This is a genomic window from Clostridium sp. FP2 (assembly GCF_011065955.2).
GTDB lineage: Bacteria > Bacillota > Clostridia > Clostridiales > Clostridiaceae > Clostridium_AD > Clostridium_AD tagluense.
In genome coordinates, this window is the sequence record NZ_JAAMNI020000001.1 from 1,536,952 (window position 1) to 1,551,114 (window position 14,163).

The following is a 14,163-nucleotide window of genomic DNA, read 5'->3' on the forward strand; positions in this document are numbered from 1 at the left end:
GTTAAATTAGAGGCTTAACGACAAAGTAAAGTTGAATTGTAAAGAGTAGGGGAGGAATCAATTGGAGAAGGCGAAAATAAAGGATAAACATAAATTTAAAGCAAAGTGGAAAAAAATAAAAGAAGATAGAGTACTATATCTAATGCTTTTACTACCACTTATATATTTTATAATATTTCATTTAATACCTTTAGCGGGTATGTCCCTTGCATTTCAAGATTATAGAATCATAGGAGATAATGTTTTTGTAGGCTTAAAGCATTTTAAAACACTATTCAGTTCTGCTAGTTTTTTTCATGTTCTTAAAAATACTATAATAATAAGTACTATGAAAATAGTATTTTTCTTTCCAATACCAATAATTTTCTCTTTACTTATAAGTGAAGTAAAATCGATAAAGTTTAGAAAATATGTACAATCAGTAGTATATTTACCACACTTTCTTTCATGGGTAGTAATTACAGGTATATGGATTAAGTTATTATCGCAAACAAATGGGGGAGTAAATAATATCTTGAACATATTTAATGTACCCTCTATTGATTTTATGACAAGCAAAGGATATATAAGATGGGTCCTGGTTTTTTCAGAAATGTGGAGAAGTGCGGGATGGGATTCAATAATATATTTAGCTGCTATAATGAGGATAAGTCCTGCATTATATGAATCTGCAAGAATAGATGGTGCATCTAGGTTTGATGAGATGATACATATTACAATACCAGAACTTACAACAACAATAGTTACAGTATTTATTTTGAATTTAGGATTTTTTATGAATGCAGGCTTTGATCAAGTTTTTAATTTTATGAATGATTCGGTTATAAGTGTAATTGATATACTTGATACCTATGTTTATAGGATAGGATTAATAAATGGTCAGTATGCGTTCGCTACAGCTGCAAGTTTATTTAAAGGTGTAATTGGAATTATGTTGATCTTTACCACACACTTTTTAGCTAAAAAAATATCTGGGAAAGGGTTATGGTAGGGTGAATGATATGAAAAATAAAGAAAATTTAGGTCGCTTCATCTTTTATATATTACTGTTTATTGTTACTTTAACTATGCTTGTACCAATTGTGAATTTACTAGCACTGTCATTAACGGACCCTGCTCGCGTAAAAGAAGTTACAGGGCTTACCATTATCCCTAAGGGATTTTCTTTTGATAATTATAGAGTTTTATTTTCTAATCCTCAGATTATGAAAAGTCTTTTTAACTCAGTATTTATAACAGTAATAGGCACTGCGTTAAATTTAGCTTTAACAATAATGGCAGCTTATGCACTTACAAGGCCAGGTCTTGTGGGAAAAAAATTCTTTATGGTAATTTTAATAATTGTTATGGTATTTGAACCAGGATTAATTCCAGAATATCTACTAATTAAAAGCATAGGACTTTTAGATACTTACTCTTCAGTAATTTTATATAAGGCACTAAATGTATATTATTTAATTATACTTATGAGATTTTTTGAAGAGGTGCCAGAAGCACTTATTGATGCAGCAAGGGTAGATGGTGCAGGACATTTAACTGTTCTATTTAAAATACTAATTCCGCTTTCGAAGTCTTCCATTGCAACTATAGGTTTGTTTTATGGGGTTTTTCACTGGAATGAATATTTTAGAGCATCAATATACTTAAATGATTCGGCTAAATGGCCATTACAATTAGTGCTTCGGCAGTTTGTGGTGTTAAGTGATACCACATCAATGCTGGGGGCCAATAGTCTACTATCTTTTGATAAGGCATCTCAGCTAAGTTATAAGGCATTACAAGCAGGAACTATAATGATTGCAATAGTTCCTATACTTTTAATATATCCATTTATACTTAAAAATTACACCAAGGGAACAATGGAAGGAGGAGTTAAGGAGTAGCTGTTTTAATAAATAGTATTTTTAAAAAATAATCTTAGGGGTGATATTATGAAAAAGTCAATAGCTTTGATGCTTGTAATTATAAGTACGCTGAGTTTAGTATCATGCAAACCAAAAAGCGATGATGAGGTGGGTAAAAATAACTTGATTGAGCCAATAGTGGTGAGAATGGTGATGAAAGATGTAAGTCCCAAAGATCCTATAGCTCAAAAATATATAGGACTTATAGAAAAGGGCCTAGCGCAGGAGGGAACAAAAGTTCAGATCAAACTTGAAGAAATGCCTTCAGGTAACTACGCTGAAAAATTAAATTTAAAGTTACTTGGTAAAGATATTCCTGATATTATATACTTCCAAGGAGGAGACCAACAGATATCTCAGCAAGGATTACTCGAGGACTTAACACCATATATAAAAAAATCTAAGTATATAAAACCTAATTTAGAACCACAAAATAAAAAGAGACTCGAGAACTATCCTTACTTATTATGGATTAAACCTCTTGCATCAAAGGTGCCAGTAATGAGAAGTGATTGGTTTAATAAATTAAGTACATCTAAAAAGCTCATGGAAGATCCTACTATAGATAATTATTATGCATTTTTAAAACAATTAAAAGATTCTAATTTAGGTGGGAAAGGATCACCAGCCTATGCATTAACAGCTGCTGGGAATACTTTAGAGATTGATGAAATATTTGACCAAGCTTTTGGAAATAAATCCACTTGGACTAAAGATAAAAATGGTAAATATATTTTTAATAAAGTTTCTAAAAGCGAAAAAGAAAAGTTAACTTTTTATAATAAACTTTATAAAGAAGGAATACTAGATCCAGAATTCTTAACTAAAAAATGGGACACAAAAGAAAAAGCTTTTTATGAAAATGGAGCTGCTATAATAGCTGGAACAGCAGGAAAAGTTATAGATATTTATGAAGGTAAAGTCAAAAAGGCTAACGCTACAGGACTTACGGTTTTACCACCAGCAAAGGGAAAAGCTCAAGGATATTTACCTATAGATGTTTCTAAAGAAAATAGAGGTATAGCTATTTCTTCTACATCTAAAAATAAAGATATTTCCTTTAAAATTCTAGACTTTTTAGCTAGTGAGAAAGGTCAAATGATAGATCGTTTAGGTTTTGAAGGTGAGCATTATGTAATTAAAGATAATAAAATCCAGTTAACTGAAAAATCACAAGAATGGTATGCGAAATTTTGGGAGCCTTCAAAAATTTCGCTAGGAAAAGAACTTGCAAAACCACTACTCGGAGCTGCAGGAACTAAGTCATTAGAAGATGTTAATAAGCTTTATACTGAAGATATTAATTTTATAATTCCAGAAGAATTTTCTGTTAAATGGGATTCTATAAATAATTTATATAAAGAATATTCAGCAGATATAATTACAGGAAAACGTCCAATAAGTGATTTTGATAAATTCGTAGCGCAGTGGTATAAAAATGGTGGAGAAGATATAACTAAACATGCAAATGAAGTATTAAAGTAATTGTAACCATAGCATGAATTTATCATTTGAAGAGAGAATAAGAGGCGAGGTAAATTCTTGTAAACCTATTGTAGATATATAACAAAAGCCGCTATCATAAATTCAGATAGCGGCTTTAAATCTATTTATTTATTAGAAATACTCATTGGTTCTAAAAGTTCCTTCATTATATTAGCTGGTTTATCAAGGGATAATTGCTTATCTGAATAATATCCAACTTGATCTATTGTATAACCATAGGCAGTGACACTGGCATCAGTTACTAAATTAACGTTAATTGTATCACCATCAACTTGTGCCCAGAATCCACTCTTTGTTCCATCATATTTTGATATGACATTATTGTTTTTATCTTTGATATTTACAAAGTCATATCCAGCTTCGGTTTCAAGTCTTGAGAAATGTACAGAAACCTTTTGCGCTCCGGCCTTTGTATAGGTGTAGGTATTGTTATACTTGTTTGCATAGTTGTGAGGTGAATCAACTGTCTTTGTTTCATAGTACCATTGGTTAGCACTAGTGCCAGTTGGGTAGTTAGCCTTAAGAGTATATGGGGCAGATGTACTGTAAGCTCCACTGTAACCAATTACTTTAACATAGTATTTACCAGCAGCGGGTGATGAATATGCGATACTCTCATTAGAGGTGCCTCCAGTTTCTGATTTAGCAACAGTTGTTCCACTTGAATCAAGTAGATAAACATCATAATCCTTTGGTATGTTAGTTAAACTAACTGCTATTGCTCCTGGTGCTGTTGTATTAAAATAGTAATAATCAGTATCTGTTGATGAATAAATATAAGAATTGTAAACTGTGTCACTTGTTATTGGGCCGTATGCAGTAGCAGTAGAATTATTTGGTTCATATGTGTCATTGCCAACAACTGTTCCACCAATTCCAACCTGTGTAAAAGCATTTGCAATTGCGGTATATTCAGCGCCGTTTGCTCCATATAAATCTGTTGCTGCTTGTAATAATGCGGTTCTAGCATCGTCAAACTGTGATGTAGCAGTTAAGTATGTTGATAATGCACGGTAATAGATTTTTGATGTTTTGGAGTTGTCATTTATTGTACTAGCTAAAAGATAAAATGCTTTATTAGTAATACCACTATTTGTATGAACTCCGCCCCAATCACCAGCTTGTGTTTCAGGCTTAGTAACATAAGCACTCATATTATCTGGTTGGCCGTATAATGTAGGGGTCTTTAAATCTCTTAGTGCATCTCCAGGTGTATTTGGAGTAAAGCAATCTTCGCCCATTTGCCAATCCGATACATCTCCTTCAATTAAATACCCAAATACATCAGACATAGATTCATTTAATGCGCCAGATTGGCTTCTATATTCTAAATTAGCTGTCTTTTCAGTTACTGCATGAGTAAATTCATGCCCTACAACATCAAGAGCTGCTGATAAAGCCTTAAACCTACTACCATCACCATCTCCATATACCATTTGAATGCCATTCCAATAAGCATTATTGTAATTTGATCCATAATGTACAGAAGATTTTATTGTTGCACCAGCATTATCAAAGCTATTTCTATTGAAGTTATTTTTATAAAAATCATAAACTAAACCAATATTATAGTGAGCATCTACTGCAGCACCCTGAACAGCTGAGTTAAAATTGTTATCTGTATCTGTAGCAAGTGTTCCAGGAAGATTTTCATCATTAGTGCTATTATCCATGCTATAAGTGTATATACTTGCGCCCTTTGTTAAATCAGTTAAACTATATTTGCTGTTAGTATAATCTAAGTTTAAATTTCTTGTCTGCCCATTTACACCCACACCGGTTCCTGTTGCAGCAGAATTATCAATAGCATTAAAGGAATCTATTACATTACCGGTTTCTGCATTAACGAATATTTTCCAGTTGCCTGGCTTAGGTCCCATAAATTGCAAAGTAACTAATTGTACTGCTTGCCACTGTCCTTTATAATTATATAAATAAGGTACTGATACTGGTTCAGAGTTGTAGATGACCTTATTTGACTTCACGGCTAAATTATCTTTTACAACTTTGTTAGTTGTAGAATCAACGTTATTAGTCGGATAATCAAGTTTATCTGATTCTAAGTGTAAATAAGCTTCTGCAACTTTAATAGCTTTGCTAGCTGAAATCTTTATTTTGTTATTCCATATATCAGTTGGGATACTTTGATCAGCTTGCCCATTAATTGAATACACATTGCCGTTATTATCTGTATGAACTATTAATTCTGTTCCATATACAGGTATACCATCTACAAATAATTTGTATCTATAATGTTTTGTTCCTAATTTATCTGAATCAACCCTTTCAATTTCAAAGTTACCATACTCTAAATTAAATAGAGCCTTATTATCATTTAAGAAATTTAATGCATCAGTTTCATTCTGAACGGGCTTTTCTGACAAATTACCAGTAACAAATGTAGGGATTCCCTTCTTTTCGTTCCAGATGATTTTTAATTCTTTTTTTGATTTTCCCGAGGCTTTTGTGAATTTATCCAAAATGCTTACCTGCTTATTCTTTTTATCAATTCTATCATCCTTTTTCACACCAGGATAAGTAGCTCCTTGAGCCGTTATGCCAAATGTAAACACAAATACCAATAAAAAAGCAACTGTCTTTTTCAATTAATAATCCTCCTTTTAATTTTAATTTAGATTTCGATGCTATCATTGATGTAAGGACCAATGTACTATATTACCATAGGCATACTCCCTCTCATTTTTATTTGAACATATGGATGGCCGTATATTTGAAACTATAGTTATACAAATTTAGTTGCACAAATAAAATCTATGCATACTAAAAGCAAGTCCTTAATTGATTCTCAAAACAATTATAATAAATTAAGTAGGATAATTAGGGATTCTGATTTACCTGGTGTGTTTTGGATTATGAATTGAGTTGAATTAAATAACACTGTTTATGTGAGGTTACAAGAAGTTCAGCAAGGTGCTGTTTTTTTATCAATCTTTATCGAAGGTTGTTTATAATGAATCTTCTATATATGTTAAATATTAACATATATAGAAATACAATTCAACACTTTTGTTAAATATTTGTTACTTTTTTTTAGCGATGTTTTATAAATCCTAGTAGGAAAACTCCATAAAGTAATTAGTGAATTTTCTCCTATGGGTAATCATATATGGTACTTGGAATAGCTATGATCATATTAATAGTGTTTACTATGAAATATATGAATGAAAGGCTTGGACTTAAGCAAAATTGATTTCTCTCAATAAAATAGTATAATATAATAAGATGCCACTTGCCACGTGAGGGGCACTAGCCACCTAAGGAGGGGAATTATGAGTTACAACACTAATAATCCAATAATAATTCAGAGTGATAAAACTTTATTAGTAGAGGTAAATAATGATTTATATGAGGAAGTAAGAGATCAAGTATCAAGATTTGCAGAACTTGAAAAAAGTCCAGAATATATACATACATATAAAATTTCACCACTTTCCTTATGGAATGCAGCTTCTAGTGGTATGTCTTCACAAAAAATATTGGAAATTTTAGAAAACTACAGTAAATATGAAGTGCCACAGAATGTAATAAAAGATATAGAACATAATATAGAGAAATATGGAAAAATAAAGTTAATAAAAGAAGATAATAGGCTAATATTAATATGTGATGATAAGTACATAATGACTGAAATTTTAAATTATAAATCTATGGATAAATATATATTAGAAAAAATAGATGAGCGCAAAGTGATTATAAATTCTCTAATGAGAGGTTCAATAAAGCAGTTTTTAATTAAACTTGGTTACCCAGTAGAAGATTTAGCAGGGTACATTGAAGGTGCAAAGTTTGACACCACACTTAGAAAAAAGACGCTACATGGAGACGCGCTTACAATAAGAGATTATCAGAAAGAAGCAGCAGATATATTTTATGCTAATGGAACGGCTAAGGGTGGAAGTGGAGTAATTGTCCTTCCTTGTGGTGCTGGTAAAACAATAACAGCTATGGCCACGATGGATAAAATTAATACAGAAACTTTAATTTTAACTACCAATATAACAGCGCTAAGACAATGGAAGTCTGAAATAATTGATAAAATGAATATAAAAGAGGAAGATATAGGAGAATATAGTGGTGAAATAAAGGAAATAAAGCCTATAACTATAACTACCTATCAAATACTTACCTATAGGAAAAGTTCCGTATCAGAGTTCGCCCATATGAAATTGTTTAATGATAAGAAATGGGGCTTTATTATATATGACGAAGTCCATACATTGCCAGCGCCAATTTTTAGAGCAGTAGCAGATATTCAAGCAACTAGGAGACTAGGCTTAACTGCGACTCTTGTTCGGGAAGATAAAAAAGAAGATGATGTATTTACGTTAATAGGACCTAAAAAGTATGATGTGCCTTGGAAGGTGTTAGAAAAGCAAGGGTGGATAGCAACAGCTGAATGCAAAGAAATCAGAGTGGCGATGCCAGAAAATCTTAAAATGGAATATGCTGTAGGGGAAAGTGCAAAGAAATTTAGGATAGCTTCAGAAAACTATAGTAAAATAGATGTATTAAAGGATCTTATAAATGTGCATAAAAATGATAGCATACTTATAATTGGTCAGTATGTGCAGCAGCTTAACATAATAGCGAAGGAGCTTAATCTTCCGCTTATAACGGGAAAAACAAAGAACGCGGATAGGGAAGAGTTGTACCATAAATTTAAAAATGGAGAGGTTAAAATTCTTGTAGTTTCAAAGGTTGCAAATTATGCTATTGATTTACCTGATGCTAATGTGGCTGTTCAAGTATCTGGTACCTTTGGCTCAAGGCAGGAAGAAGCTCAAAGACTGGGAAGGATATTAAGGCCTAAAGGTGGAGATAACAAGGCGTATTTCTATTCTGTAGTTACAGCGGATAGTCGCGAACAAGAATTTGCAAGTAAAAGGCAGCTTTTTTTAACAGAGCAAGGATATAGATATATTATTGAAAATAGATAATTTTTTTAGCGATTAAAAGTAAATTAACAATATTCCAGCACCTAAGGTGATGAGTAAGAAAAGGCGGTAAATCATGAATATAATAATTAGAAATCAAATAGAGCAATTACCCACATATAACTTAACTGATTATTTAAAAGTTTCAGATATAAGACCACTACCTAAAAGAAAAGCTGATATGGTAGATGCTATAGAGAAAATAATCACTGATGAAATTCAAATATTAAAAATATGGAAAAATCTAAGTGATTTAGACAAAGAACTAATGGAAGCCTTTATCAGAGGAGAAGGTGCAATTGACTCAAGTGAAATAGATAGTATATATGAAAAGCACCATGCCAATTCGCAGGAAGGTTCTAGGAATAGAAATTATAGGAGACATATATTATCAGAGAATTCAAAAGCAAATCTATTTTTTATTAATGGTAGTATTCCTATCAATGTATTTAAGCTATTAAAAGCTCAGTTAAAAGAAATAGAAATAAAGTTTGAACCTGTTGAAATAAATATAGAAAATTATGTGTATGATAAAGATATTAAATATATTTCAATAGGAGAGGATTTTGAAAAAGATTTTTTGTCTATAATAAAGCTTATTAATTCTAGCAACTTAAAAGTAACTGAATCAATGCAATTACCTAATAAAACTGCTTTGGTAAAAATGAATGAAGCTTTAAAAAACAAAGAAATTTTTAGAATGGATGAAATAAAGTCAATAGAAAAATCCACTAGGTTGTATGGTATATTCTATTTGCTAATGATTGGAGAAATCTTAGAAGTTGAGAATAGAAGCCTTATATTAACTGAGGATACAGAAAATTTTCTAGAGTTAAATATGGTAGAAAAATGCAAATATTTGTTGGATATATATTTAAATTGTGAGGTGGATGAACTAGCAAGAATAAATGAAATGAAGCTAATGAGTGAAAAAACAGAGAGGCTGGACCGGTGTAGAAAAACAATTTTAACTTATATTAAGAAAGCCCCTATGGATGAGTGGATTGACATGAAGCAACTTGCTGAGTTAATTAAAAAAACAAATAGAAACTTTTTAGTAAAAGCAGTAGGAGCAATAACAAAATATGATGACTACCATAGATATTATTACGATATTGACAGCTGGGAAGTATCCGGAAGATTTTTAGACGTTGTTTTCATTGAATATTTATCTACTATTGGAATAGTAGATTTAATAGTTAAAGCAAGGTATAACGATTATGATGTTTCATATATTGCGGTAAAATATTTTAAATTAACAGCACTTGGAGCACATGTACTAGGCGTAAATAATGAATATAAAAATAATATAGTCCTGCAAGATGCAGGTATGATTATTCAGCCTAATTTTGAAATAATGGTGCCACAGGGTAGTAGGAAAGAAAGCTATTGTCTTAATCTGGATAGATTTGCAGAGAAGAAATGTGAAGATCTAATGAATATATATGAATTGAATTTTAAATCCATGATAAGAGCGCTTGATAGTGATATTTCCATTGAGTGGATAATTGAGTTCCTTTTGGAAAATTCAAAAAACAATATGCCAGGTAATGTATTAACTACCCTGGAAAAGTGGAAACAAGATAGCAGTAAGATAAAGATTAGAACAGTAACTATAGTAGAAACTGAGGATAAATATCTTCTTGAAGAGTTAAGGAGTTATAAGGGAGTAAATAAGTACATAGAAAATCAGCTCCCACATGCATTTGAAATTGATGAACGTCATGCAAATAAGGTTAAAAGAGAAATAGAGAAAAAGGCACATTTTTGTATATTATCTGAATAAGCAATCTAGTTTAACTAAATAGATGGTATTTATAGTATTTTAAATATAAAGAGGAGTGATTATATGTGTAGGTTGAATCCGAAAATAGATCTTGTTTTTAAAAAGTTATTTGGCTCAGAAGAAAATAAAGATATACTAATAGCTTTTATTAATTCAGTATTATCTGAAGACCAGCAGATAGTTAATGTTGAGTTAAGAAATCCTTATAATATAGCAAGTTACTTTAAAGGAAAAATGTCTACAATAGATATAAAAGCAGTAGATGAAGATGGCAAATGGTACGATATAGAGATGCAGATAGCAGAACAGGGAGCTTACGATAAGAGAGCTTTTTATTATTGGTCGAAAGCATTTTCAGAACAAATTGAGAGCGGAGAACAATATGCAGAATTAAAGAAAACTATAGGAATTCATATTCTTGATTTCAACCTTGAGCAGTTAGAATGCGAAGAAGACTATCATAGTACTATAAAACCGTATATTGAAAAAAGTAAAAATCAGTTTTCCGACTTATTTGAATTGCACTTTATAGAACTTAATAAGTTCAAAAAAGATTATAATGAGATAAAGACAGCTATGGATAGATGGACGGCTTTTTTAAGCAAAGCTCATCAATTTGATAAAGAACATATACCAAAAGAACTAGCAGAAGACAAGGCTGTAAAAAAGGCAGTAGAACAATTAGATATAATGTATATGAGCAAAGAAGAACGAGAAGTTTATGAATATGAGAGAAAAGCTAGAATGAATTATAAGGAAGAAATGAGGACTGTATTAGAAAATCAAAAGGTAGAAATAGCTAGAAATCTATTAGATGTATTAAGCGATGAAATAATATCTAATAAGACAGGATTAACTATTGAGAAAATCAGAAAGTTAAGAAAAGAACTAGCTAATTAGAAAGACAAGAGGATTATGTAATATTTATAGGACTTATTTTCTTTGTAACAACAGCAAGCTTCTTATATAATTACTGTAGTACATTTTTTCTTTGCCATTAGTTCATTAAAATATGCTTTTGGAATTGAGGTAATTGTACCGGCATTACAGATTATATGGATTATGTTGATTGTTCAAATTATATATTTTCTTGTTATAAGAAAAAACTATTTATTGGAGATTAAGAAAAGTTTATTGTAAATTATTTCAAATAAACAAGATATACAAACATATATATTAGATGAAAAAGAGCAGAGATGAATTAATCATTCTCTGCTTTTTTGTATTGTAGAATTTAAATTATTTTTCTAACAAGTTATCATGAGGCCAACCTTTTTGACCTTTTTCTAAGATAAATAGTCTACTAGCGTCTATGCCTTTTTCATCAATTAAATATCCTATAGTGTTTTTTGCACCGCTACCACCACCTGGGCAAACTACAATGATTGGGTCTTTTGTGGCATTAATTTTATCAAAAGCTACATCTATTTTAGATTTTAATTTTGCAGTATCTGCTGGATACGCATAAGTTGGTATTGTATTAACAATGTGATGAGCCTTATAGTCAGCTTCAACTTGGATATCTATTAGGTACATTGGCGCCTTTTTTTCTATTGCAGTTTTCAATTGATCTGCTGTATAGTACTGATATTTTTTTTGTGCTTCAGTTTTTGGCGAAGCGGTTGATTTAGCACAGCCTATAAGCATGGATGACATAATTATACAGATAGTTAATAAAAGAGCAAATTTCTTTTTCATTTAAATATCCCCGATTGATTTAATTAAACAATTGTTACATTTAATAGTATATATGAACAGTATTGTAAAAACCAATAGATATTGCTAATAGATAGTAGAATTAGTATTAGGGGAGTTATACTATCGAGTATGAGTCATATATCAAGAAGATGGCAAGATATCCTATGGGGTCGCACCGGACACCTAAAAAAAAGATAATAGCGCGTGAGTAGGAACATGTAGGAATAGTTTTCATTAAATTTATTGAAAATAAGACATATTAATTTTATAATGGTGTATCATTTTTAGTTTAAAGAAACTCTATTTTATTTTAAATAAAATTTAGAACATTTAAATATATAAGATAAAAATAATATGATAATATATAATAGAGACATAATTTTATAAGACAAATAGAAAATGATACTGGGGAAGAAAGTTAGATTATACCCAACTAAAAAGCAAGAACAGAAATTAATTTGCTTAATGAAGTATCTAATAATGTAGATAAATAGGCTGTTAAAGGTGGGTGGATAAATACAAAGAAAAGTTAAATACCTATGAATTGTAAATACTCTAATCCAAGAATAAGTTTTGATGGAATGTACTGGTATATATCAGTTGGAATAGAAAAAGAGCAACTAGCTACATAGATTACAACGTAGGGTATCTCGCAAATACCTAAAAAATAACGAAGGGAGTAAGTTTGTCAAAACAAGTAATGCTATAAAAATCGAAAAACAGATTAAGTTACTTCACAGAAAATTAGCAAATATAAGAAGTAACCATAATCGAAAAGCAACGAATATGATAGTGGAAACCAAGCCATCAAGAGTTGTTATAGAAACACTTAATATTAAAGGTATGATGAAGAATTAAAAAAGAGCAGAGACTAAGTTAAATTGCACTCCATTGGATGATACAATTAAGAAAGAATTATATCATCCAAGGGGGTGTTTTTTTCTATGTAAAGTAATACAGTAGAGTTAGTAGATATATGAGGGCAAAGAATATAGTTATTTAAGGTTGCTCAAGTGTTTAAAATATCCAATTATAGGTGAAAATAAAGACATAAAAATATTAATTGATTTGCTAGCCAATTAGAGGCTGGTGAGATGGATAGTAGGAGTGAAAAATAAATCAAAAGGGTTTAAATAAACTATGTGAGTATATAAATGATAATATGTATATTGTTATAAAGTGATGGAACGAGTATCATGGATATTAAAGTTTGATTTCTAAATTATAATTTGTGTGACAGTTAAATATATAAAAACACGAGAAGAAAAAAATATATATGAGAAAACGATGCAGATTTAAAAACTGTACTGGGGGGGGGAATATGTTAGTAAAGATGAACAATAAAAATATATCTAGTAAAACAGAAAAAAGAAATGCAATGACTTATATTATATACGAATTATTAAAAGGAACAAAGATCTCAACAAAAGAAATGGCAGAGCTAGTTGGAAAAAATCAAAGAACTTGTGAAAGATATGTAAAAGACATAGAAGAAAGTGATTTGCCTATAAGGAGAGATGGAGCGAAATATTATTTAAATACAGATGATGGATATTTACCTTTTTATTTACCAAAGGAAAAAATAAATATGATTTATATTTCTCTAATATCTTTTAGTGCATTTGGTAGAGATTTAAAGCTCATAAATGAGGTGCTTGAAAAGATAGAACAGTTAGTATCACCAAAAGATAAGGATTTACTAGATAGTATAAAGGAAAATCTTGTGGTTAAAAGAAGATACGAAATTATAAGTGATTGTAGTTATAGCAGCTATGAAATATTTATGTTATTACTTGAAGCGTTTACTAAAAGACGTAGTATTAGAATTAAGTATAAGGCTAAGAAAAATCATGATTATAGGGTAATAGATGTTTATGGTTTTTGTTTAGCAAAGGAAACCTATTACATTAATGCTTATTGTCATAAAGTAGATAAAGTTTTAATGCTTAGAATAGATAGGATGACAGAATGTTCACTAGATGATGGATATTATAGTATTCCAGATGAATTTGATTTAAAAGAATATTATAAATATACTTGGGAAGTTGAAAATTCAAAAGAACCCTTTGATTTTGAGATTTTATTTTCTGGTAGGGCAGTTCATAATGTTAGGGAAAGAAAATGCTGCGAGAATCAAGAGATAGTTGAGTATAAGGAAGGCACTATTATATTTAAAGGGACAACATCCTCACAGATAGAATTTAAAAAATGGATTTTAAGCTTTGGAAGTGAAGCTAAGGTTATTAAACCAATGTGGTTAAAGGATGTAATAAAAGATGAATTAAATAGGGCAATGAGGTTATATGATTGAAAT

10 protein-coding genes and 1 pseudogene are annotated in these 14,163 nt (G+C 30.4%); 9 read left to right on the top strand and 2 right to left on the bottom strand.

Features of this window, described 5'->3' with window-relative positions; translation table 11 throughout:
• Positions 1 to 61 precede the first annotated feature (61 nt).
• From G9F71_RS07140 to G9F71_RS07150, 3 genes are read left to right on the top strand one after another with little or no spacing between them, the layout of a single operon-like run.
• Positions 62 to 991 (top strand): ABC transporter permease, encoded by a 930-nt coding sequence (locus G9F71_RS07140; RefSeq protein WP_224626252.1) that lies wholly within the window; start codon positions 62 to 64, stop codon positions 989 to 991.
• A gap of 10 nt (positions 992 to 1,001) precedes the next feature.
• Complete coding sequence (locus tag G9F71_RS07145; protein WP_164951315.1) at positions 1,002 to 1,883, top strand: carbohydrate ABC transporter permease; 882 nt, start codon at positions 1,002 to 1,004, stop codon at positions 1,881 to 1,883.
• Between the two features lie 48 nt (positions 1,884 to 1,931).
• The gene (locus tag G9F71_RS07150; RefSeq protein ID WP_164951316.1) at positions 1,932 to 3,389 is read left to right on the top strand and encodes an extracellular solute-binding protein; all 1,458 of its coding nucleotides are present in this window, start codon (positions 1,932 to 1,934) and stop codon (positions 3,387 to 3,389) included.
• Between the two features lie 125 nt (positions 3,390 to 3,514).
• Here G9F71_RS07150 and G9F71_RS07155 read toward each other — a convergent pair whose 3' ends face one another.
• On the bottom strand, positions 3,515 to 6,016 hold the full coding sequence (locus tag G9F71_RS07155; protein ID WP_164951317.1) for a M4 family metallopeptidase: 2,502 nt from the start codon (positions 6,014 to 6,016) through the stop codon (positions 3,515 to 3,517).
• Positions 6,017 to 6,700: 684 nt separating this feature from the next.
• Here G9F71_RS07155 and G9F71_RS07160 point away from each other — a divergent pair.
• The 3 genes from G9F71_RS07160 to G9F71_RS07170 all read left to right on the top strand — a co-directional run bounded on the left by G9F71_RS07160 (position 6,701) and on the right by G9F71_RS07170 (position 11,051).
• Positions 6,701 to 8,368: a DNA repair helicase XPB gene (locus tag G9F71_RS07160; protein WP_164945488.1), complete on the top strand. Its 1,668-nt coding sequence runs from the start codon at positions 6,701 to 6,703 to the stop codon at positions 8,366 to 8,368.
• 73 nt (positions 8,369 to 8,441) lie between these two features.
• On the top strand, positions 8,442 to 10,151 hold the full coding sequence (locus tag G9F71_RS07165; RefSeq protein ID WP_164951318.1) for a helicase-associated domain-containing protein: 1,710 nt from the start codon (positions 8,442 to 8,444) through the stop codon (positions 10,149 to 10,151).
• A gap of 63 nt (positions 10,152 to 10,214) precedes the next feature.
• On the top strand, positions 10,215 to 11,051 hold the full coding sequence (locus G9F71_RS07170) for an Rpn family recombination-promoting nuclease/putative transposase (RefSeq protein ID WP_164945490.1): 837 nt from the start codon (positions 10,215 to 10,217) through the stop codon (positions 11,049 to 11,051).
• 339 nt (positions 11,052 to 11,390) lie between these two features.
• Here the strand turns inward: G9F71_RS07170 and G9F71_RS07175 are convergent, their stop codons facing one another.
• On the bottom strand, positions 11,391 to 11,849 hold the full coding sequence (locus G9F71_RS07175) for a rhodanese-like domain-containing protein (protein ID WP_164951319.1): 459 nt from the start codon (positions 11,847 to 11,849) through the stop codon (positions 11,391 to 11,393).
• Between the two features lie 399 nt (positions 11,850 to 12,248).
• Between G9F71_RS07175 and G9F71_RS27750 the strand changes: the two genes are divergently transcribed.
• The 3 genes and pseudogenes from G9F71_RS27750 to G9F71_RS07190 all read left to right on the top strand — a co-directional run bounded on the left by G9F71_RS27750 (position 12,249) and on the right by G9F71_RS07190 (position 14,160).
• Positions 12,249 to 12,335 (top strand): helix-turn-helix domain-containing protein, encoded by an 87-nt coding sequence (locus G9F71_RS27750; protein WP_164951415.1) that lies wholly within the window; start codon positions 12,249 to 12,251, stop codon positions 12,333 to 12,335.
• Positions 12,336 to 12,382: 47 nt separating this feature from the next.
• A pseudogene (locus G9F71_RS07185) lies at positions 12,383 to 12,704 on the top strand (RNA-guided endonuclease TnpB family protein); the annotation flags it as partial.
• Between the two features lie 466 nt (positions 12,705 to 13,170).
• Positions 13,171 to 14,160, top strand: coding sequence for a helix-turn-helix transcriptional regulator (locus G9F71_RS07190; RefSeq protein ID WP_164951320.1), 990 nt, complete (start codon positions 13,171 to 13,173; stop codon positions 14,158 to 14,160).
• Positions 14,161 to 14,163: the final 3 nt, after the last annotated feature.